Here is a 21,506-nt window from a genome sequence, read left to right as displayed (position 1 = left end):
CTATTCATGTTTTGATTTATGCTTTAATTATAGCTTTATTTGCACAAAAACGTATTTCATGGCCAAAAATTTATTAATCGTCGAGTCACCCGCAAAAGCTAAAACTATAGAAGGCTACCTAGGTAAAGATTTTCTTGTAAAATCTAGCTATGGCCACATCCGCGATTTAGTTAAAGGTGACATGGCCATTGATATCAAAAATAATTTTGCGCAGACATACGAGGTACCCGCCGACAAGAAAAACATTGTCGCCGAGTTAAAAAAACTAGCTAAGGAAGCCGAAATGGTATGGCTAGCATCCGATGAGGACCGTGAAGGGGAAGCTATTTCGTGGCACTTATTCGAAACTTTAGGCCTAAAAGTGGAGAAAACAAAACGCATCGTTTTTCATGAAATTACCAAACCAGCAATTTTAAAAGCAATCGACAGTCCGCGGGGAATAGATTACAACCTGGTAAATGCGCAACAGGCACGTCGTGTATTAGATCGTTTGGTGGGCTTTGAACTTTCTCCTGTTTTATGGAAAAAGGTAAAGCCATCATTGTCTGCAGGTCGCGTACAATCAGTTGCTGTGCGTTTAATTGTTGATAGAGAAAGAGAAGTTTTAAACTTTAATGCAGCTGCTGCCTATAAAATTACTGCCCAGTTTGCTACTGGCAAAGGAAAAGAAATAGTAAAAGCAGAATTGCCACAACGCTTCGAAAATGAGGCTGATGCTGAAAAATTCCTTCAAGACTGTGTAAATGCCAGGTTCGATATTACCAGTCTGGAAACAAGGCCGGCTAAACGTAATCCTGCAGCCCCATTTACCACTTCAACCTTACAACAAGAAGCTTCCAGAAAATTAGGATTTTCGGTAGCCAGAACCATGCAGGTTGCACAAAGACTGTACGAAGCAGGTAAGATTACCTACATGAGAACAGACTCTGTAAACTTGTCCGAAACTGCGTTAAACGCAGCTGCTGCTGAAATTAAATCTGCTTACGGCGATAAATACCACCAACACCGTGTTTATAAAACAAAATCTGCTGGTGCCCAGGAGGCTCACGAAGCCATCCGCCCTACTTATTTCGACAGACACAGTGTAGACGGCGATATTTCCGAAAAACGCTTGTACGATTTAATCTGGAAACGCGCTATTGCTTCACAAATGAGTGAAGCATTATTCGAAAAAACAACCGCTCAGATTACCGCCTCAACCCGAAAAGAACATTTAGTTGCTGAAGGTGAGGTATTAAAATTTGATGGTTTCTTAAAAGTTTATCTGGAATCTACCGATGATGAAGAAAACGAAGAAAAAGAAGGTGGCGCAATTTTACCTCCGTTAAGCAAGGGACAGGAACTGTTTTTAAAAGAAATGCAGGCAACCGAGCGTTATTCGCGTCCGCCAGCAAGATATACAGAGGCCAGTTTAGTTAAAAAACTAGAAGAACTGGGCATTGGCCGCCCGTCTACTTATGCACCAACCATTTCTACGGTACAAAACCGTGGTTATGTGATTAAAGAAGATAGAGATGGTAAACAACGCAAGTTTACTTCTATCATTTTAGCTGATGGACAGGTAAAAAAAGAAATAAAATCAGAAATTACCGGTGCGGAGAAATCAAAACTCTTCCCTACCGATATTGGTGAAGTAGTAAACGATTTCTTGGTAGAACATTTTAAAGGCATTGTCGATTTTAACTTCACGGCAAAGGTGGAGAAAGAATTTGATGAAATTGCCCAAGGTTTACAAGAGTGGACAAAAATGCTGCACTCATTCTATAATCCATTTCATACCGAAGTAGAAACAACGCTTGAAACTGCAGAGCGTGCCACAGGAGAGCGCTTATTGGGTTTAGACCCTGCTACTGGTAAAAATGTATACACTAAAGTAGGTAAATTTGGACCATTGGTTCAAATTGGAGAGCTTGATGAAGAGGAAAAACCTCGGTATGCCAGCTTAATGCGCACACAATCTGTTGCAACCATTACTTTAGATGATGCTTTAGAATTGTTTAAACTTCCTTTCTCCCTGCCTGATTTTGAAGGTAAAGAGGTAATGATCGGGGTTGGCCGTTTTGGACCATACGTTAAATGGGGCGAAAGTTTTATTTCACTTCCTAAAAACGAGGAGCCTTTATCGGTTACTTATGAAAGAGCAGTTGAAATTATCCGCCAGAAAATGGATGATGATGCACCTATTGCCTATTACGAAGGTTTAGGTGTAACAAAGGGCAAAGGCCGCTTTGGTCCGTTTATCAAATGGAACGATCTCTTTATCAATATTCCTGCAAAAGGATACGATTTCGACAATTTAACACAAGAAGACATTAATACCTTAATCGGCAAAAAAGTAGAAAAAGAGGCTAACAGATACATTAAAACCTGGGATGCTGAAAAAATATCTATCGAAAACGGCCGTTGGGGACCGTTTATCCGTTTTGGCAAACTGATGCTTAAATTGAGGAATAACGAGGCCACCAAACAAAAATATACGCCGGAAGAATTGGTTGATATTGATTTGGAAGTGGTTAAGAAAATGATTGTAGAGCAGGTGCCTAATGCTTTCGAAACGAAGAAAAAAGCACCGGCAAAGAAAAAAGCTCCTGCTAAAAAGGCTGTAGGGAAGAAAAAATAGGCCAGGATTAAATGATTTTAGGATGGTAGGATTCTATCATCCTAAAATAAATTATACAATTAACCGATTAAGCAGTTTAAACAGTTAACCCAGTTGAAAGCAGATTTACCAGAAAATACAGTTGAAGATATCGCAATGGCCGTTGTATTGATGGGCGAAACACCTGAAGTAAAAAGCTGGACGGTTTATCTCGTTAATTTAAAAAACGAACCGATAACCAATGTTTTAATCAGCTCTAAAGGTTATGGAGAAAAAGACGGCAAACAGGTAAAAACTTCTGTTTTAAGGCATTTTGTAGGCGACATGGAAGCAAATTCTTTTGCAGGAGTGGAAGCCATAGATCCCGAAGTTTTCGGCTTAACTAACGAATATTGGCTAAGCTATTATATTGGTAGTACTATTTATGATAAGAAATTCATTTTCTTGCCCGAAAGCATCATCGATTCCAATATGATCAAGATTCCGCTGGTAAACAGACCTGGAGTGATGATTAAGTAAGTTGGGAGTTTAGGGTGGTGAGTTTGGAGTCACTCTTTATAGGTTTTAAGTATTTAACTTAGTACTTATCGCCAGTTCTGCATCCAAAACTGAAAACTCCAAACTGTAAACTCCAAACTAACCTAAGGCACCTTAACAGCCTGTCTTCCAATTAATTTCCAGCCCGACTTTTCTTTACTCCAGATTAAAAGAATATATAAATTTACACTTCCCTTTACACCCTTATCATTTGTTTGGGCCATTAGTTTATGTCTCACTAGAGCAGTATTCCCTTGAATAATTGTTTTTGGATCACCCAGAATAATATCATCTAAAAAATCTGATTCGCCTGATAATAATGAATGCATAAACTCTTGTTTAGTTTGCACTTTTCCACTTGAGTGACCATAACTTAAATTATTAAGTAACAACTTGTCTAAGCCTAAGCTATCAGGATTAATCATTAGACCAATAAGTTTGTTTACAGCTTCATTAACTTCTTTTTCTGCATTTGTCTTTTGTGCAAAACAAAAATTTGCTGTAATTAACAGGCTTGAAAAAATCAAGAGTTTCTTTATCATATCTGGTTGTATTGGGGTTAATGTTGTAAACTTATCCAAAACCATGCAAAGGAACAAACCCTAAGTGTTAATTTTCAACATAATTTATTTTAACGTGAATTTTAGTTTATTTTCGGATGGAATATAGGGTTTCGGACGCAAAGGATAAATTGCGGCACATCTATTGCTTTTACCGCACCATTATATTTCCATTTATCTTAACGAATTTCAAACATGGAACAACCATCTACCTACCAATCTTCCTCTAAAAAGAAATTTATCTTCATCGGATTGCTTGCTGTTTCTATAGCGGCAATTGTATTTATCTATTTCAACAGAAAGAAAAAAAATCATGAAGAAAATCAGGCTTATGCAAAATATATCGAAGCCTATACTTCTGGAACCATTTCCAAAAAAAGTTTTATCAGAGTTCATTTAGCCAATGCGGCAACAGGGATGCAGGATCTGGGCAAAGCAGATTCACGCGAACTGTTCGACTTCTCCCCTTCTATCTCGGGCAAAACCTATTGGATAGATCCGCAGACGGTTGAATTTAGACCTGATGAAAACCTCAAACCTGGCAAAAACTACGAAGCTACATTCAAACTTTCGGAAGTTTCTGCTACAGAAAAAGGCCTTGAAGATTTCGACTTTGAGTTTAAAGTAATTACCCCAGGGATGATGCTTTCTCAAAACGGATTGGTTTCGCAGAACAATACTGCGATGGATTACATGAAATTAACCGGTGAAGTGGCTACTGCTGACGTAGAAGAAACCAATAAAATAGAGAAAACGATTTCATTGGATTTTGACCAAAAGCTAAAAATCAAATGGCAGCACGATCCGGCAAAAAACACTTCAAAATTCACTATCGATAGTATAAAAAAGACTGGAAACGATCAAACATTAAAAATAGACTGGGATGGCGATGCCATCGACGCGGAACAAAAAGGAGAAGTAGAAATCCGTGTTCCGGCAGTAAACAAGTTCGAAATTTTGGATATGAAAGCCATCCAGGGCGAAGAAGATTATGCATTGGTGCAATTTTCTGAACCGATTGGTGTAGGACAGGATTTAACAGGTATGATTACGCTTGGCAATCTGAGCGATTTAAGGTATACCATTGATGCCAGTCAGGTTAAGGTTTATGCTGGCGAAGAACTTAAAGGCAATTATACTTTAAGTGTGAATGCAGGAGTAGAAAACATCAATGCGAAAACACTTCCAAACGGTAAAGTAGCCAATCTTGTTTTCGAGGATAAATTACCGGCCGTTACCATTGCAGGCAATGGTACCATTTTACCTAACTCCGGAAAGCTGGTTTTACCTTTCGAAGCGATTAATTTAAAGGCGGTTGATGTTACCGTGATCAAAATTTACGAAAACAATATACCACAGTTTTTTCAAACGAATAGTTATAAAGATGGTAACGAGTTGCGTAGGGTAGCAAAACCTATTCTGCAAAAAACCGTGCGATTAGATGAAGATAAGGCACTTAACCTCCATAAAAAGAACCGTTTCACCCTTGATCTTGACAAAATGATCCGTACTGAGCCTGGTGCCATGTACAGGGTTACCATTGCTTTCAGACAGGAATACAATGCTTACAATTGTAAAACCGGGGAAGAAAAAGCCGATGGTGGTGATGAAGAAGCCGAATATGGAGATTATGAAGGTTATGGTGAAAAAATTGACGAAGACGATGACTTTTGGCAGCGTTACAATAACTATTACCCGCCAAATTACAGGTGGAATGATAAAGACAATCCATGTACGCCATCGTTTTACACTAACCAGCGCTGGGCCAGCAGAAACTTAATTGCCTCAAATATTGGTTTGGTGGCCAAACGGGGTAACGATAACAGTATGCTTATTGTTGCAACAGATTTATTGACAGCAAAACCATTAAGTGGTGTAAACCTGGAGTTGATGGATTACCAGAAACAGATCATATTCACTACTAAAACAGATGGTGATGGCTTTGCAAGTTTTGACCTAAAACGTCAGCCTTTCTTATTGATCGCTAAAAATGGTTCAGAACGCGGCTACCTTAAATTAGACGACGGAAGCTCACTTCCGTTAAGCCGCTTTGATGTAGGTGGCGATGTAGTTCAAAGTGGCTTAAAAGGCTTTATTTACGGCGAGCGCGGCGTATGGCGGCCAGGTGACAGTTTATTTGTTTCTTTCGTGTTGGAAGACAAACTAAAAAAACTGCCAGCCAATTATCCGGTAACCATGGAGTTCTATAACCCGAAAGGTCAGCTATACAGAAGATTGATCAATGGCAAACCTTTAAATGGATTCTACACCTTTAAAACCGCTACTGAAAGCACAGCGCCAACTGGTAACTGGATGGCGAAAGTTAAAGCAGGTGGAGCTACATTTACCAAAACCCTAAAAATCGAAACCGTAATGCCAAACCGTTTGAAGATTGATTTCAACGTTGGCAACAGAACATATTTGAGCTCAGGAACCTCAGCCGCTACCCTATCGGCCAAATGGCTATTCGGTGCTGTTGCGCAAAACTTAAAAGCGAAGGTTGATGTAAACTTAAACACTACAGAGACTAAATTTAAAGGTTTTGAGGGTTTTAGTTTCGATAACCCAACGGTTAACTTCGAATCGCAGGTTAAAACTATTTTCGAAGGCACTTTAAACCAGAATGGTACAGCTCAGATTAACACCAACCTCAATGAGAACAATACCGCTCCTGGCGTGTTAAGGGCAAACTTTACAACCAAAGTTTTCGAACCAGGAGGTAATTTCAGCATTGATAATTTCAGCATTCCTTATCATGTATATAGCAGTTATTTGGGTATCCGACCAGAAAAAGGCGACCGTTTGAGTGGCATGTTGGTTACCGGAAAAGACCATAAAATAGAAATTGTAAATGTAAATACCGATGGAAAACTGTTGAGCGGTACCAAAACCGTTCAGGTAGAATTATATAAAACACAATGGCGTTGGTGGTGGGAACAGGACGATCAATATACCTACGCCAACTTTACCCAAAACCAGTATAATAAACTGGTAGAAAGTCATCAGGTAAACTTATCTAACGGAAAGGGGAGCTGGAATTTACGTGTTGATGAACCAGAATGGGGCCGTTATTTAATTTTGGTGCGTGATGCCAATGGTGGACATGTTACCGGAAAATCTGTTTATGTAGATTGGCCGGGCTGGGCACAGCGCGAGCAGGGCAGCAACCCAACTGAAGCGTCTATGTTATCTTTTACTGCCAATAAGGAAAAATTTACTGTTGGAGAGGATATTACCTTAACCATCCCAACTGGTAAAAACGGAAGAGCATTAATTTCTATAGAAAATGGAAGCCGGGTATTAAAAACCTTTTGGGTAGATACCAAAGCCGGACAAACGCAATTTAAGTTCAAAGCAGAGAAAGAAATGGCACCCAATGTTTTTGCCAATATTACTTTATTGCAACCGCATGCACAAACGGTTAACGATTTACCAATTAGAATGTATGGTGCTATTCCGCTTTCAGTTGAAGATCCGCAAACCATCCTAAAACCAACCATAAAAATGTTGGATAAAATCAAGCCTGAAACCGAAAACACCATTACTGTTGCTGAGCAGAACGGCAAAGCAATGACCTATACCATTGCCCTCGTAGATGAAGGTTTATTAGATTTAACACGTTTTAAAACACCTGATCCACATGGTGCATTTTATGCCCGCGAAGGTTTAGGCGTAAAAACCTGGGATTTATTCGACTATGTGTTAGGCGCATGGGGAGGGAATTTAGAACGCATTTTAAGCATTGGTGGTGATGGTAGCATCAACAAAAACCTGAATCCAGCAAAAGCCAACCGTTTTAAAGCAGTGGTTAAATTTATGGGGCCATTTACTGTTGGCAAAAGCGAAAGTAAAACACACAAATTTAAATTGCCTCAATATATTGGTGCGGTAAGAGCTATGGTAGTTGCCGGACAGGATGCTGCATATGGTTTTACCGAAAAATCAGTTCAGGTTAAAAAGCCGTTAATGGTTTTGGCTACTTTGCCAAGAGTTATCGGTCCTGGAGAAAGTTTCACCTTACCAGTAACCGTTTTTACTACAGAGAACAACCTTAAAAATGTATCAGTACAACTCCAGGCAAATAATTTAATTGTTCAGGGAAGTAACAAACAGCAGCTTTACTACAAACAAACAGGTGAGCAGATGACCTATTTCGAGGTAAAAGCGCCCAACACAGTAGGCATTGCCAAAGTAAAAGTGATTGCACAAAGTGGAGCTGAAAAAACAGTTTACGATGTGGAAATGGATATCAGAAATCCAAACCCATATGTAACCAATGTGGTGTCTGCAACGGTTCAGCCGCATACCAAATGGGCGGTAAACTATTTACCAATTGGTATGACGGGTACAAACTCTGGTTCACTGGAAGTTTCTTCTATCCCTGCGATCAACCTTGGTAAAAGATTGAGTTACCTTATCCAATATCCGCATGGCTGTATTGAGCAAACTACTTCGGGTATATTTCCGCAACTCTTTTTGGATAGATTGAGTCCGTTGAATGAACAACAAAAAGCCACGACAGAGAAAAACATTAAAGCCGGTATAAACAGGTTAAAAGGTTTCCAAACTACAGATGGCGGATTGTCGTACTGGCCTGGCGAAGGTACTTCTGACGAATGGGGAAGCAATTATGCCGGACACTTCCTAGTTGAAGCACAAAATGCTGGTTATACCCTTCCTGTTGGCCTTTTGGATGAACTGTTACGTTTTCAAAAATCAAAAGCGGCAAACTGGGCGCCAAACAGTAATAATTTTTATGGAGGAGATTTGTCTCAGGCCTACCGTTTGTATATGCTTGCCTTAGCTAAAAAACCTGAAATGGCAGCAATGAACCGTTTAAAAGCCTTTGAATATTTATCAATCGCTGCAAAATGGCGATTGGCAGCTGCTTATAAACTGGCCGGACAAAATGATGTTGCTCAAAATATGATCAGAGGTTTAGATACATCTATTCAGGCTTACAAACAATTGGGTGGAACTTATGGCTCTGACGTACGCGATGAGGCCATGATTTTAGAAACCCTAACCCTACTCGGTCAGAAAGCAAAGGCTGCGAGTTTGCTACAACCTTTAGCTGCTAAACTTGGCGAAAACACCTGGTACAGCACACAAACAACCGCTTATAGTTTGTTGGCTATTGCCAAATTCTGTGGCTCAAATCAATCGGCGAATAAACTGCAATATCAGTATGTACTAGACGGAAAATCGGCCCGCGTAAGTTCAAATCAATACATTAACAGTACGCCTGTAACCTTTAAAGGAAATACGGCTTCTATTACCAATAATGGCAATAATGTATTGTTTGTCCGTTTGGTTTTAGAAGGACAACCAATTGCTGGTCAGAACAATTTCTTGCCAAACCGACCAGAGGTATTGGATATGAACGTGACCTATAAACGTTTAAATGGTAAAGTACTGGATCCGACTACCTTAAAACAGGGAACAGATTTTTATGCGGAGGTAACCGTAAAAAATCCAGGCAGAATGGGATATTATGAACAAATGGCGCTAACACAAATTTTCCCTTCAGGTTGGGAAATTATCAATACCCGCGTTAACGATAATCAGAGCATTTTAGCCTCATCTCCTTTTACTTATCAGGATATCAGAGATGACCGTGTTTTCACCTATTTTAATGTAAGGGAAGGCGAAAGTTTAGTTTACAAGGTATTACTTAATGCCTCTTATCTAGGTAAATATTACTTATCAGCCGTTCAATGTGAAGCAATGTACAATAATGATATTTCGACTACTGAGGCGGGCAAGTGGGTGCAGGTGGTGAAGTAAAACATTCAGTGTTTCGTGGAGACACGAACCACGGCGTAAAATAAAAATCGAAGCTTCGGTCCGTGTCTTCCACGGACCGAAATTTAAACAATAAAATACTGGTCATAGCATCGCACTAGGATCTAAAAAAAGAAGACGAGAACCACGGCGTAAAATAAAATCGAAGCCTCGGTCCGTGTCCTCACGGACCGAAATTTAAACTAGAATGGATAATTTATTTCAAAAAAAAAGAAAGAATTATATTGAAATAGGTCAAATTTATTTTTGGACGGCAACCATAAACAATTGGCAAAAACTTTTACAAAAGGCAGAATTTAAAGAAGTAATATTAGATTCATTTGAATATCTAAACAGGTTAAAGAAGATCGATGTTTTTGCGTTTGTAATTATGCCTAATCATATTCACACAATTTGGCGAATAAAAGAATTAAATGGAAAAGAAACAGCACAAGGCTCATTTTTAAAATATACAGCGCATGAGTTCAAAAAATTATTAAATCGAAATGAGCTGATGAATTATTATACAAATGCGGTTAATAAAAATCATGAATTTTGGCAGAGAGACCCAGTGGCAATACATCTATATTCTCCAGAAGTTGCTTATCAAAAACTAGATTATTTACACAACAATCCCTGTACAGAGCACTGGCAATTAGTCAAAGAACCTCAAGATTATTTATACTCATCAGCTTCTTTTTACGAGAACAATGAAATTAATTATTCATTCTTAAAAGATTTGAGATTAGAATTTTAACAAAATGCTTAATCGATTGGTTCGTGGTGACACGAACCAAGGCGTATGAAGACTAAAACAAGAGTAAAATTAAATACATTTTACACTCGTTTAAATTACGAGTGTAAATTTTACTCCCGAATTGGTCTGTGGAGACACGAACCATGACGCACAAATGCTAAAAACGAGCCTCGGTCCGTGTCTCCACGGACCGAAATTTATTCTTAAAAATTAAATGAACAAAATCCCAAAAGCTTTCCTCATTTCCGATGTTATTTGCTTTGCACTGTTTTTGGCTTTTTTCTTTTCGTTACCCTCAAAACTGTTTAAAACGCCTACATCGTTTGTAATTGAGGCCAGCAATGGCAATTTATTAAGTGCAGCAATTGCCAGCGATGGACAATGGCGGTTCCCTGTTGCAGATAGTGTTCCCGTAAAATTTAAAGATTGCATCATTGCTTTCGAAGATAAGCGGTTTTATAATCACTTTGGCATTGATTTTTTGGCCATGAGCAGGGCCATGCGTCAGAATTGGAAGGCTAAAAGTGTGGTTAGTGGCGGTAGTACATTAAGCATGCAGGTAATTCGTTTATCGCGAAAACAAGACCGAACGATTTGGCAGAAATTATTGGAAGTAATTTTAGCTTTTCGCTTAGAAATAAAATATTCAAAAGAGGAAATTATAGGCCTATACGCTGCCAATGCGCCATTCGGCAGTAATGTAGTAGGTTTAGAAGCGGCAAGTTGGCGCTATTATGGTCGCAATGCCAAAACCCTTTCATGGGGAGAAATGGCAACATTGGCTGTATTGCCCAATAGTCCTTCTTTGGTTCATCCGGGTAAAAACTCGGCGAGATTAATTAAAAAAAGAAACGATTTATTAGATAAGCTGGCTAAACTAAAATACATCGATCAGGCAACGGCTAATTTAGCTAAGCTAGAGCCCGTTCCAGGTAAGCCTATGCCTCTACCCCAAAATGCGCCGCATCTGTTGAACCGTTTTAAAATAGAACGAGCAAGTCTTAAAATTTCCTCTACCAGAATTACCTCTACGCTGGATGAAAATATCCAGCTAAAGGTTAACGCCATATTAAAACGGTACAATAACCGTTACCGGGCAAACGACATCAATAATATTTCTGCGCTGGTACTCAATGCCAAAACCGGTCAGGTAGTAAGTTATGTGGGTAATATTTATCAGCCAGAAAATGCCGACCTGCAAAGCCACGTGGATATGATTAAAGCACCGCGAAGTCCTGGCAGTACCTTAAAACCTTTGCTTTATGCCAGTATGATGAATGATGGCTTTATATTGCCGCATACCTTAGTCCCCGATATTCCAACTCAAATAGCGGGCTATTCACCACAAAATTATGATCTGGGCTATGATGGTGCCATTGCTGCAGATAAAGCGCTGAGCCGCTCCTTAAACATCCCTGCAGTGAAAATGCTGCAACAATATAAATACGAACGTTTTTACGATAAACTAAAAAAACTTGGAATTGGAACACTTAACCAACCAGCAGATCATTATGGTTTGTCGTTAATTTTAGGCGGCAGCGAAGTTACGATGTGGGATTTGGCCAACACCTACATGGGCATGGTACGTACCCTAAACCATTTTAATACCTATAAAGGTTTGTATAACCCTGAAGATTATAAACCTGCAAGCTATTTCAATAACGAAAATAAAGATGAAAAAGATTATCAGCGCACCTCCTTTTTAGACCACGGCTCGATCTGGGCTACTTTTAATGCAATGGAAGAGGTAATGCGACCAGGTGATGAAGGTTTATGGGAGCAGTTTTCCTCATCGCAAAGAGTCGCCTGGAAAACTGGAACGAGTTTCGGTTTTCGCGATGCCTGGGCTGTTGGTTTAACACCAAATTATGTGGTTTGTGTTTGGGTGGGCAATGCCGATGGAGAAGGAAGACCAGGCCTGGTAGGAATTGAAACAGCTGCTCCAGTCCTATTTGACATTTTTAGGTTACTGCCTAATGGAAAATGGTTCGAAACACCGGCCACCAAACTTAAAAAGATAAAAATATGCAAGCAGAGCGGTTATAAAGCCGGAGAGTACTGTACAAATGTAACAGAAGAATTAGTGCCGGTTGCAGGAGAGAAAACTGTCGTTTGTCCTTTCCACAAATTGGTTCATTTGGACAGAACAGGCACATTTAGGGTTACCGACCAATGTGAAAGCATTACCCATATGCAGCACAAAAGCTGGTTTATTTTACCGCCAGCAATGGAGTATTATTACAAAATAAAGAATAGCGACTATAAATCCCTCCCTCCTTTTAAAGATGGTTGCGACCTTTCAGGTGGAAATAACGTAATGGAGGTAATTTACCCGAAAAACAATGCAATAGTTTACATTCCTTTAGAGCTAGATGGAACAAGAGGCAAAATTGTGATTAATGCAGCTCACAGAAATTCAGGCTCTAAAATATATTGGCATATTGATAATGAATATGTTAGCACCACTACTAATTTTCATCAATTGGCCATTAGTCCACCGCCTGGTAGACATACTTTAACCCTGGTTGATGAAAATGGAGAAAGGCTGGTGCAAACTTTTACGGTTTTAGACAAAGACAAGAAAGGTGGAAGGTAGCAAGGTTTAGGGTTTAGGGTTTAGGGTTTAGGGTTTAGGGTTTAGGGGTCAACCACTAACACCGTTTTATATTTTGCATGTTTCAATATTGTAAAGTTCTATAAACCTGATCAAATGGAAATCTTTTAATTTCCAGTAACTTAACTTTTAGCACAGCATTAAAAAGATTAGAACGAGAGCAGGGCTGCTGCAACCGATTACTAGAGAAACCTACTTTTCTAAAACTTCAAAGATTAAATGGCTTACGTAAATCTATTATACTTCGGTTCTTGTAACCACTAGCTGCCGCGAAATTGTTCCATAAACAATCAGATACTGCGCAATCATGTAGGTTGCCATAATTAATGCCCCACTTTGTGGAATGGGCTGAGCGAATTTATTTACGGCCAGTACACTGTCTGACAATAAGAAAAACAGCGCACCATATAAAATGAGTTTAAAGCTGAAAATATTCACTTTCCCATACCGGTTAACGGCCATAATAGCCATAACCGTGATAATAATGGCATACATTAAAACGGGGAACTGCATTGCGCCTAGTTTTGGCTGCAGGTAGAAAAACAAGCCCGAACAAAAAATAGCAAATGCGCCTACAGCCCACAAAAAATAAGGCGTTTTGTGGTTGGGATTCGATCTATGATCGAGTGTAAATGCCCTGATGTAAAAAATATGGCAGGCTACAAAGGCGATTAACCCAAAGATAAAAAAACTTGGTTTACCGCTTTGAAACATCAGCAAAATATCACCAGCCCAGGCAAAAATTAATCCGATGAAGATTCTCTTATGGAAACGCCCTTTCAAGTTTGTGCTCAGATAAAGCCATATCAAAAGTACCACCACAATTAATGGCTTAGAGAAATTTCGGAGCTCAATATTATTGGCATATTCGGCATATAGCTGAATTACAAATACAAGGAAAAATATAAATGAAAATAGCTTAGTCTTCATCAGGGTTGGGATTTGCCTTTTGCAAATTAAAAAACCAAATTACGGATATTAACTGGATAGCCACAAAAATTACTTGATATCCGACCGGAAATTTCAAAAATAAAACCAGCAAAACACCAAACAGCAGCCTAAAATACTCGAACTTAATTTGCCATGCCTTTTGTTCTAATAATGCACCACAGGTAATTAATGTGGATATGGTAAAAATAGCTCCTGATACTAAAACAATGGTTTCCATTTTATGATAGGAAAATAGTATTGCAGAACCGGCAGTTAAAGCAATTAAAAACTGGATTAGCACGTAACCCGTTAACTTTGACTGATATGCTGGATTATACTTTTTATAGGTTTCTACATTTATTTCCGGCGCATATTGAAATCCGCCCAAGTGTGCTGGAAACCAGCCAGGTGGTTTTAGAAAAACTTTAATTTTATCGCTGAATTTAGGTGATTGCTTTGCTGTTTTAACCAGGTCATCCCAATAATGAAGATTAGCCCAAACGGGATTCCAGCTGGCCAAAGGTTTGGTGATACCATAATAAACCTCTTCTTCTTCTTTCTGAAAAGTACCAAAAAAGCGGTCCCAGATAATCAATGTACCTGCGTGGTTTTTATCAATATATTTTGGATTAGAGCCATGATGTACCCGATGATGTGAAGGCGTATTTAAAATATACTCTAAAAAGCCCATGCTTTTTATGGCTCTGGTGTGAATCCAAAACTGATACAAAGTATTGAAAGAACTTAATGTTAAAAACATAATCGGATCAAAACCAACAAATGCCAATGGAAGATAAAATACCCAGCTAAACCAGCCCTGAAACCAGCTTTGCCGCAAAGCCACGGTTAAATTATATTCTTCTGATTGGTGATGTACAATATGTGCGGCCCATAAAGCATTTACCTCATGGCTCATCCGATGAAACCAATAATAGAAAAAATCGACACCAATAAATAGCAGTATCCAAACCCATATTGTTTTAGGCAATTCAAATAAACGCCAGTGCTCGAAAATATACTTGTAACCAAAAAACAATGCGGTTTTCATAAATATCCCGGTGAGCTGCTGCCCTATACCCTGACTTAAATTGGCAATACTATCATTAAGCCGATAATAATTTAGTTTTTTATAAAAATTATAAGCCAATTCTATTCCGATCAGAATAAAAAACACGGGTACAGATAACGCAATGTAATCTACTTTCATATAAATGGGAAGAAATATTTGGCCAGCAATATTACTCTACAATTTAGAAATTTTTTGGCTCAACATAAAATCTAATTCATGTAATATTTGTGCTTGTTTGATCTTATTTATTGATTTTTATGAAATTCAGCTTACCTTTGAAAGGCTAAACTAATGCTTTTGGCGTTATTAACTTTTCATTTAAATCATCCCATCTATGAAAAAATTATCTCTCCTGTTGTTGCTCATTGCTTCGGCATTTTATACAAAGAGCCAAACGCTAGTATTAGCCAAAGATGCCGCTCAACATATCGGTAAAAATGTAACCATTTGCGATTCGGTATATAGTGCAAAAGCTTTAGACAAATTAATTTTAATTAATTTAGGCGGTGCCTATCCAAAAGAGCTGATCACCGTAGTCATCAATAAAGAAGATGAGCGTAAATTCCCTTCAGAACCTTCGAGTATGTTTATGGGAAATAAAATCTGTGTTACCGGAATTATATCTGAATATAAGGGCAAAAAACAGATTTTAGTTACCGATCCGAAGCAGATTACCGTAAAATAAACAGCCTAATCATCAAACTGCGGTATTATTGCCGCTTTAGCCGCCTCGATATAAAGTAAAACCTGATTAACACAAGCTGTTAAACTTTCTTGTACCTCGTGTTCCCAAAAGCGCATTACGGTATAGCCTTTAGCATGCAGCTGTTGGTTAATATGTTTATCGCGCTGCATATTTCGTTCAATCTTCGGAATCCAAAAACCCGAATTTGTTTTTAAAGCTGATTTCTTTTCATCCCATTTGTAACCATGCCAAAAATCGCCATCTACAAATATGGCGAGCCTGTACTTATTGATAACCAGATCGGGTTTGCCAGGAAAATTTTTAGGATGGATTCTAAACCTAACATGTTTGCCCCAAAGCGCCTTGCGTAGTTTCAACTCGGCCAGGCTATTTTTTGCCCTAATTTTAGACATATTTTTACTCCGCTGTACAGTGGTATAAAAACCGGCACTTTCTTCAAAGCGGGGGACTTTAATATCCTCATCTTTATATGGCTTAGGCTCCATAACAAAGAAACCATTAATAGCTATAAATTGTTTAAAAAATTGGCGACAGAAAGGGGCGATATTGATCAACCTAAGCACCTCCTCATTTAAAGGAGGGGGCTTCGGCTGGAGCGTTAATACAAAACGTATAATTTATGAGTAAATTGTCGAACGGTGTGCTCCTTCAGTCGGCAGGAAATTAATCCTGCCAACCTCGTAAGCATAGATATCCTTATTATCTGATTCGAAGATTGAAAATCATTTCAACATATCATAGCGGATTATACAGATAGGCGTATTTCCTTGATGAATCGTTTTATTTCCTTGATGAATATTTTTGGTCTTGTAGCTTTTCTTATACTAAAAACTTAATGATTAAATAAGGCAAGCCTAAAGCTACAGCACCGCCATAAATAATATCGAGCCAAAAGAATGACCCCAATGCTCCTGCATAAATAAAACCAACAATTGGCGTTACAACAGCTTTAGATAACCACGAACTTGTTTCAGATTTCACAACAGCATTCCATAGGGTGCTTGCATCACCTGTGCTTGGAAAAGCATGGGCCCCGATCGAAATGGCCAGATACATCAATAGATAATCTAAAATATTGGCCGAATCGAATTTAAACTGTAATGAAGCAGAAAAGCCGATGATAAAGCACAATAATGTATTAATAATAAATGGACCTACAGAAATAAATACTGTTTGATAAACCTTTGGTGCAGGTTCATGAAGCACATAGCCAACGGGATTTTCCACCCTGAAATAACAAACTTCAAAAACCGGAACTTTAAATAACCTGCAAAATAACTGATGGGCAAGCTCATGAACAATTACACCTGGAAAAGTAGCTATACTGATAAAAATACCTGGAATAAACATAATTTGATTTTTTAATTACCTATAAATTTCTGAACCGTTAATAATAAGTGTTAACCGTTTTGAGATCGTGCTATCACCTGATTCTGCTTCATGAGCTTTAATTTTAGCTAAACTGGCTAAACTTTCTTTCTTCTTACCAGCAAAATGCTCTACCATTGCTTTTGCTTCAATAGCACTATTGTTATCAGGGCTTAATTCCATTGCCTTTGCTGCATAAATAGCAGCATCTTTATCGTGTTTCCGTTTTAGTTCTATCCTTGCTTTCTGAGATAAAGCATAAACATCTTCTGCGTTTAAACTTAATAAACGATCGCAATACGCAAGCGCATCATCATATTTAGCTGTATTTCTTTTTACTGCAGACATTAAGCTTACTGCCTGATAAAAATTCGAATCTACTGCCAACACTTTATTTATGATGCTTTCTACCCGTTCATAATCTTTCAGTTCGTATAAGAAATTTGCAATATGGGTTTTCAAAGCAATTTCTTGAGTGCTATCTGTTAAGGCCAATAATTTTTCTTTATTGTTTGCAGCAGCTATTATCCTTTTATACATTAAGGTGTCTTTAGGGAAATTCTGATCAATATATGCTGATGCCGCATCTACCCTGCTCAATAAAGATTCATCATCTGTTTTTTTATCAGCAATACGCGAGTATGCCGCACCATACGATTCAAAATCAAGATTATAAGCGCTTGCTATCATCATATATCCATTTGCAGCCATATCATCAGGAAACTTATTTAACACCAGGGCCAGTTCTTGCTGCGCAGTTACAAAATGTTTTTGGTCTATGGCATTTTCGGCCTTACCCAGGTGGATAGCTGCAGAAATGTAGCGTTTCGTCCTTATCAAACTAATTACCATAACGGCAATAATCCCAATGGCGAAAAATTTGATCCATCTGGGAACGGGAAATTTAATTAAGCTTTGCCTGCAATCAGAACATAGATTAATGGCATGGCCTGGTTGATATACATTTAGCTGGCAGTTTACACACAGACTTTCATTAAATTGGCTTTCAGGAGCACCCCCTGTAGATTGGTTTTCTTGCATTGAGATCACGTTAAACCATAAAGATAATATTTTTTATCAATTTCGGCATTTCAGAGATTCACCTTTAAAATGATTGAAAATTTTGTATCTATTAACAGAAAATCCATAGTTTTGATTTTTCGATCTGCCTATGTCTACTCTTTTAAAACGAAATACGCTAATTTTTATCCTTATTTTACTGATTGCTGCATTTACCTGTTTAAGTTTTTTCATTGCACAGCATCCCATACTTGATTTTGACATTAAAACTTCGTTGTTCATTCAGCAATATCATGCAGATTGGTTAGATAAATTGATGTTGGCCATCAGTTTTTTTGGAGAACTCCCCTATTCATTACTTTCGGTAATAGTGGTAGCAATCATATTTTACCAGCAAAAATATAAACGCGAAGGCCTATTCGTTTCTACGGTGCTCTTGTCTGGATTAGTTATTCTGGGTATAAAAAATGTGATTAACCGCCCGCGTCCTACCGCATTTTACGTACGGCTGGTGGAAATAAACCGCTTTCAGAGCTATCCCAGTGGTCATGTACTTTCTTATACCCTCTTTTTTGGCTTCTTGATTATTTTGATGAATACTTTAAAAGGGGTACCGAAGTTAACTAGAAATATAGTGACTTATTTATCAGCATTTTTGATGATCACCATTGCACCATCCAGAATTTATCTGGGTGCACATTGGTTTACCGATACAGTTGGTGGTTTTCTGTTAGGCTTAATCTGCCTTTTTCCGCTTTGCTATTTTTACTTCAAAAAGAAAGCAAATTAACCCTTTTCTTCTGTCTTTTCTTTCTTTCTAATCCTGCTTAAAGTTTCGATTCGCATCCCCAGGTAACTGGCTAAAAATTTTAGAGGAACCCTAGACTTTATAGTAGGATACCCGATTTTAAACTGTTTGTACCTTATTTCTGCTGAGGGGATTCGTGATAAAATAGATCGCTCTTGCGACATATGATAATGTATGGCCAATAATTTTCTAGCCAAAATATTGGTTTCAGGAAACTGTGCGTATATGTCGTCAATTAAACGATATGGGAGTATAAGCAGTTCTGAATCTTCCAGTGCCTGATATTGTTCCTGATAAGTTGGAATAAGCGTTCCCGGATTCCGAATACTACCAATAAAGTGGTTTTCATCTGTTAACCAGGCGGTAATATCTTTTCCTTCATCCATTACAAAAGCCCGCACTAAGCCTTTAATAATAAAAAATAGACAATCGCCACTGATCTCACTATGGTTAGGCAAAACCTCATTCTTACGCACAAAGATTTTGAATGTTTCGGTTTTTATCTGCTCAATTATTTCTTTCTTTAATGGCTGCAGCTCATTTAAATACTTAATAAGAGGATCACTTTCATGATGGGCAGCAGTCATAATATTTATCTGGGGTTTTAAAACGATGCAAGCTATTGCTTGAATGCCGGATTTCCAAATATGAAAACGAGTGCAACAGCCAAAAAATTACAGTTGTGGATAATTTATTTTTAGCGTTACCCATTTTTGGCACCACTTTGAGGAATAAATTATTCGTTAAATTTTCGCTTTGATAACTATATTTTAACTTAATGATAAAAAAATCTGATAATTTTGCCACCATGACGAATAATACCCCCAAAGCATTTCTTTTCGATCTTAATGGAACCATGATTAACGATATGGCTTTCCACAATCATGCCTGGCATAACATACTTACAAAAGATTTAGGCGCAAGTATTAGCTTCGATGCGGTTAAAAAACAGATGTACGGTAAAAACCAAGATCTGTTAGAACGTGTTTTTGGTATTGGTCATTTCTCTCAGGAACAGATTGATCAGATTTCAATTGAAAAAGAGCATAGATATCAAGCTGCTTATAAAAAACATTTAACGTTAATAGCAGGTTTAGGCGATTTTTTAGAAAAAGCGAAACAATCAGGCATTCAAATGGCAATTGGCTCTGCTGCTATTCCCTTCAACATTAATTTTGTACTCGATAATTTAAATATCCGTTCTTATTTTAAAGCCATAGTAAGTGCCGAAGATGTGGTAAATAGCAAGCCCGATCCGGAAACTTTTACCAAAGGGGCAGAAATTTTAGGCGTTGAAGCCAGCCAATGCATAGTTTTTGAAGATGCACCAAAAGGTGTTGAAGCAGCAGAGAATGCCGGGATGAGATGTGTTGTATTAACAACCATGCATACTAAAGAAGAATTTGCAGCTTACAACAACATTATTGCTTTTATAGAAGATTATACAGATCCGGTTTTACAAGAACTTTTCTAAATTACAACGACCTGCATTTCTACAGGCCGTTGTAATTTTATCATTGTTGGGAGATCTTGAAAACAATTATTTGGTAAATTTATATACCGAGCTTGTTTTATACACCTGCCCAGGCTTTAAAACCGTTGATGGAAAAGCGGGTTGATTTGGTGAATCTGGAAAATGCTGTGTTTCTAATGCAATTGCTGTTCTAAAATCATCTTTAGCACCAGTTTTAAAAGTATTTTTACTTTGCATAAAGTTGCCGCTATAAAATTGCAAACCTGGCTCCTGCGTATAAATATCCATCACTATACCCGACTTATCTCCTTTAACCGTAGCCGCGTGGAACATGCCCATAGCTTTGGTTTTATTCAGCACGTAGTTATGATCATAACCCTTCCCAAAGGTTAACTGTTCGTTTTTATCGTTTATACGCGCACCAATGGTAGTTGCTTTCGTAAAATCGAACGGTGTTCCCTTAACCTTTTCAATCTTTCCTGTTGGGATCAAGGTAGAATCAACAGGCGTGTACTCATCAGCATAAATCTGTACCTCGTGGTTCAAAATCTCACCGCTTCCATCACCATTTAAATTAAAGAATGCGTGGTTTGTTAAATTTACGATAGTGGTTTTATCGGTTTTAGCCTCGTAGTCCATTTTCAGTTCATTATCATCCGTTAAAGTATAAGTTACTTTAACATCTAAATTGCCAGGAAAATTTTCATCGCCATCTTTTGATAAGTAATGAAGCACTAAGGTATTGGCACTTGGCTGAGAAGCATCCCAAACAACATATTGATAGCCTTTTTTTCCGCCATGAAGGGTATTCTGTCCGTTATTGGTAAATAGCGAATAGGTTTTGCCTTCAAGCGTAAATTTACCCTTTGCTATGCGGTTGCCATATCGGCCAATAGTTGCACCAAAATAGGGCTCGGTTGATTTTTCGTAATCATGAATACTTTTAAAACCTACTACCACATCAACTAACTTACCATCTTTATTTGGCACCAGTAAACTCACCAGGCGACCACCATAATTGGTAAAAATAGCCTCCGCATTATTCTTATTCTTTAAGGTGTATAATGCTGTTTGTTTACCATCAATTTCCTTTTTAAAAGAATCGGCGACAAGTTTTACAACAGCTATTGAATCGTCTTTTAAACGATCAGCTGATGAAGATTTTTTGGATCCGGACTGGCAAGATGCAAAGCCGATTACAGCCAGCATACCGAGGCTCGTTAATGATTGTAATTTCATAAATTGGAATACTTGGTTTAGAATTTTTAATTAAGTTTTTA

At 38.1% G+C, this 21,506-nt stretch carries 16 protein-coding genes; 8 read left to right on the top strand and 8 right to left on the bottom strand.

The window, feature by feature from the left end; all coding sequences use genetic code 11:
• Positions 1-58 precede the first annotated feature (58 nt).
• Both topA and LQ201_RS06540 read left to right on the top strand, forming a co-directional pair.
• A complete protein-coding gene (gene topA, locus LQ201_RS06545; protein WP_230140350.1) occupies positions 59-2,620 on the top strand; it encodes a type I DNA topoisomerase in 2,562 nt (853 codons plus the stop codon).
• 93 nt (positions 2,621-2,713) lie between these two features.
• Positions 2,714-3,118, top strand: coding sequence for a hypothetical protein (locus LQ201_RS06540; protein WP_029274671.1), 405 nt, complete (start codon positions 2,714-2,716; stop codon positions 3,116-3,118).
• Positions 3,119-3,240: 122 nt separating this feature from the next.
• On the opposite strand, the gene LQ201_RS06535 is transcribed toward LQ201_RS06540, so the two are convergent.
• The gene (locus tag LQ201_RS06535) at positions 3,241-3,678 is read right to left on the bottom strand and encodes a nuclear transport factor 2 family protein (protein ID WP_230140349.1); all 438 of its coding nucleotides are present in this window, start codon (positions 3,676-3,678) and stop codon (positions 3,241-3,243) included.
• A 213-nt stretch (positions 3,679-3,891) separates the two neighbouring features.
• Between LQ201_RS06535 and LQ201_RS06530 the strand changes: the two genes are divergently transcribed.
• From LQ201_RS06530 to pbpC, 3 genes are all read left to right on the top strand, one after another.
• Entirely contained in the window at positions 3,892-9,483 is a 5,592-nt protein-coding gene (locus LQ201_RS06530; RefSeq protein WP_230140345.1) for an alpha-2-macroglobulin, read from the top strand.
• A gap of 205 nt (positions 9,484-9,688) precedes the next feature.
• Positions 9,689-10,237, top strand: coding sequence for a transposase (locus tag LQ201_RS06525; protein ID WP_230140343.1), 549 nt, complete (start codon positions 9,689-9,691; stop codon positions 10,235-10,237).
• A 214-nt stretch (positions 10,238-10,451) separates the two neighbouring features.
• Positions 10,452-12,833 carry a penicillin-binding protein 1C gene (gene pbpC, locus LQ201_RS06520; protein ID WP_230140342.1) on the top strand — a complete coding sequence of 794 codons (2,382 nt, stop codon included), beginning with the start codon at positions 10,452-10,454 and terminating at the stop codon, positions 12,831-12,833.
• Between the two features lie 255 nt (positions 12,834-13,088).
• Here the strand turns inward: pbpC and LQ201_RS06515 are convergent, their stop codons facing one another.
• On the bottom strand, positions 13,089-13,781 hold the full coding sequence (locus tag LQ201_RS06515) for a lysoplasmalogenase (protein WP_230140340.1): 693 nt from the start codon (positions 13,779-13,781) through the stop codon (positions 13,089-13,091).
• A complete protein-coding gene (locus LQ201_RS06510) occupies positions 13,771-14,988 on the bottom strand; it encodes a sterol desaturase family protein (protein WP_230140337.1) in 1,218 nt (405 codons plus the stop codon). The genes LQ201_RS06515 and LQ201_RS06510 overlap by 11 nt, the downstream gene beginning before the upstream one ends.
• 196 nt (positions 14,989-15,184) lie before the next feature.
• Between LQ201_RS06510 and LQ201_RS06505 the strand changes: the two genes are divergently transcribed.
• The gene (locus LQ201_RS06505) at positions 15,185-15,535 is read left to right on the top strand and encodes a hypothetical protein (RefSeq protein ID WP_230140336.1); all 351 of its coding nucleotides are present in this window, start codon (positions 15,185-15,187) and stop codon (positions 15,533-15,535) included.
• Between the two features lie 5 nt (positions 15,536-15,540).
• Here the strand turns inward: LQ201_RS06505 and LQ201_RS06500 are convergent, their stop codons facing one another.
• The 3 genes from LQ201_RS06500 to LQ201_RS06490 form a co-directional block, all read right to left on the bottom strand.
• Positions 15,541-16,041 (bottom strand): very short patch repair endonuclease, encoded by a 501-nt coding sequence (locus tag LQ201_RS06500; protein WP_230140334.1) that lies wholly within the window; start codon positions 16,039-16,041, stop codon positions 15,541-15,543.
• A gap of 334 nt (positions 16,042-16,375) precedes the next feature.
• Positions 16,376-16,906: a metalloprotease family protein gene (locus LQ201_RS06495; protein ID WP_199564454.1), complete on the bottom strand. Its 531-nt coding sequence runs from the start codon at positions 16,904-16,906 to the stop codon at positions 16,376-16,378.
• A gap of 15 nt (positions 16,907-16,921) precedes the next feature.
• Positions 16,922-17,965: a hypothetical protein gene (locus tag LQ201_RS06490; protein ID WP_230140332.1), complete on the bottom strand. Its 1,044-nt coding sequence runs from the start codon at positions 17,963-17,965 to the stop codon at positions 16,922-16,924.
• A 130-nt stretch (positions 17,966-18,095) separates the two neighbouring features.
• Here LQ201_RS06490 and LQ201_RS06485 point away from each other — a divergent pair, with 130 nt between their 5' ends.
• A complete protein-coding gene (locus LQ201_RS06485) occupies positions 18,096-18,734 on the top strand; it encodes a phosphatase PAP2 family protein (protein WP_230140324.1) in 639 nt (212 codons plus the stop codon).
• On the opposite strand, the gene LQ201_RS06480 is transcribed toward LQ201_RS06485, so the two are convergent.
• Positions 18,731-19,339, bottom strand: coding sequence for a Crp/Fnr family transcriptional regulator (locus LQ201_RS06480; protein ID WP_230140323.1), 609 nt, complete (start codon positions 19,337-19,339; stop codon positions 18,731-18,733). The two genes, LQ201_RS06485 and LQ201_RS06480, sit on opposite strands and share 4 nt — an antisense overlap.
• Before the next feature lie 191 nt (positions 19,340-19,530).
• Between LQ201_RS06480 and LQ201_RS06475 the strand changes: the two genes are divergently transcribed.
• Positions 19,531-20,226, top strand: a complete 696-nt coding sequence (locus LQ201_RS06475; protein ID WP_230140321.1) for an HAD family phosphatase — start codon at positions 19,531-19,533, stop codon at positions 20,224-20,226.
• 66 nt (positions 20,227-20,292) lie between these two features.
• Here the strand turns inward: LQ201_RS06475 and LQ201_RS06470 are convergent, their stop codons facing one another.
• On the bottom strand, positions 20,293-21,465 hold the full coding sequence (locus LQ201_RS06470) for an aldose epimerase family protein (RefSeq protein WP_230140312.1): 1,173 nt from the start codon (positions 21,463-21,465) through the stop codon (positions 20,293-20,295).
• Between the last annotated feature and the right edge of the window lie 41 nt (positions 21,466-21,506).

Origin of the sequence: Pedobacter sp. Bi126 (assembly GCF_918698245.1) — a bacterium.
Classification (GTDB): Bacteria; Bacteroidota; Bacteroidia; order Sphingobacteriales; family Sphingobacteriaceae; genus Pedobacter.
The sequence above is the reverse complement of the archived record's forward strand: the minus strand, read 5'-3'. Positions and strand labels throughout refer to the sequence as shown.

Bases quoted from the DNA above. Each gene is read 5' to 3' on its own strand.
- topA (WP_230140350.1), top strand. From the start codon at position 59: ATGGCCAAAAATTTATTAATCGTCGAGTCACCCGCAAAAGCTAAAACT.
- LQ201_RS06535 (WP_230140349.1), bottom strand. From the start codon at position 3,678: ATGATAAAGAAACTCTTGATTTTTTCAAGCCTGTTAATTACAGCAAAT.
- LQ201_RS06530 (WP_230140345.1), top strand. From the start codon at position 3,892: ATGGAACAACCATCTACCTACCAATCTTCCTCTAAAAAGAAATTTATC.
- LQ201_RS06525 (WP_230140343.1), top strand. From the start codon at position 9,689: ATGGATAATTTATTTCAAAAAAAAAGAAAGAATTATATTGAAATAGGT.
- pbpC (WP_230140342.1), top strand. From the start codon at position 10,452: ATGAACAAAATCCCAAAAGCTTTCCTCATTTCCGATGTTATTTGCTTT.
- LQ201_RS06515 (WP_230140340.1), bottom strand. From the start codon at position 13,781: ATGAAGACTAAGCTATTTTCATTTATATTTTTCCTTGTATTTGTAATT.
- LQ201_RS06510 (WP_230140337.1), bottom strand. From the start codon at position 14,988: ATGAAAGTAGATTACATTGCGTTATCTGTACCCGTGTTTTTTATTCTG.
- LQ201_RS06505 (WP_230140336.1), top strand. From the start codon at position 15,185: ATGAAAAAATTATCTCTCCTGTTGTTGCTCATTGCTTCGGCATTTTAT.
- LQ201_RS06500 (WP_230140334.1), bottom strand. From the start codon at position 16,041: ATGGAGCCTAAGCCATATAAAGATGAGGATATTAAAGTCCCCCGCTTT.
- LQ201_RS06495 (WP_199564454.1), bottom strand. From the start codon at position 16,906: ATGTTTATTCCAGGTATTTTTATCAGTATAGCTACTTTTCCAGGTGTA.
- LQ201_RS06490 (WP_230140332.1), bottom strand. From the start codon at position 17,965: ATGCAAGAAAACCAATCTACAGGGGGTGCTCCTGAAAGCCAATTTAAT.
- LQ201_RS06485 (WP_230140324.1), top strand. From the start codon at position 18,096: ATGTCTACTCTTTTAAAACGAAATACGCTAATTTTTATCCTTATTTTA.
- LQ201_RS06480 (WP_230140323.1), bottom strand. From the start codon at position 19,339: ATGACTGCTGCCCATCATGAAAGTGATCCTCTTATTAAGTATTTAAAT.
- LQ201_RS06475 (WP_230140321.1), top strand. From the start codon at position 19,531: ATGATAAAAAAATCTGATAATTTTGCCACCATGACGAATAATACCCCC.
- LQ201_RS06470 (WP_230140312.1), bottom strand. From the start codon at position 21,465: ATGAAATTACAATCATTAACGAGCCTCGGTATGCTGGCTGTAATCGGC.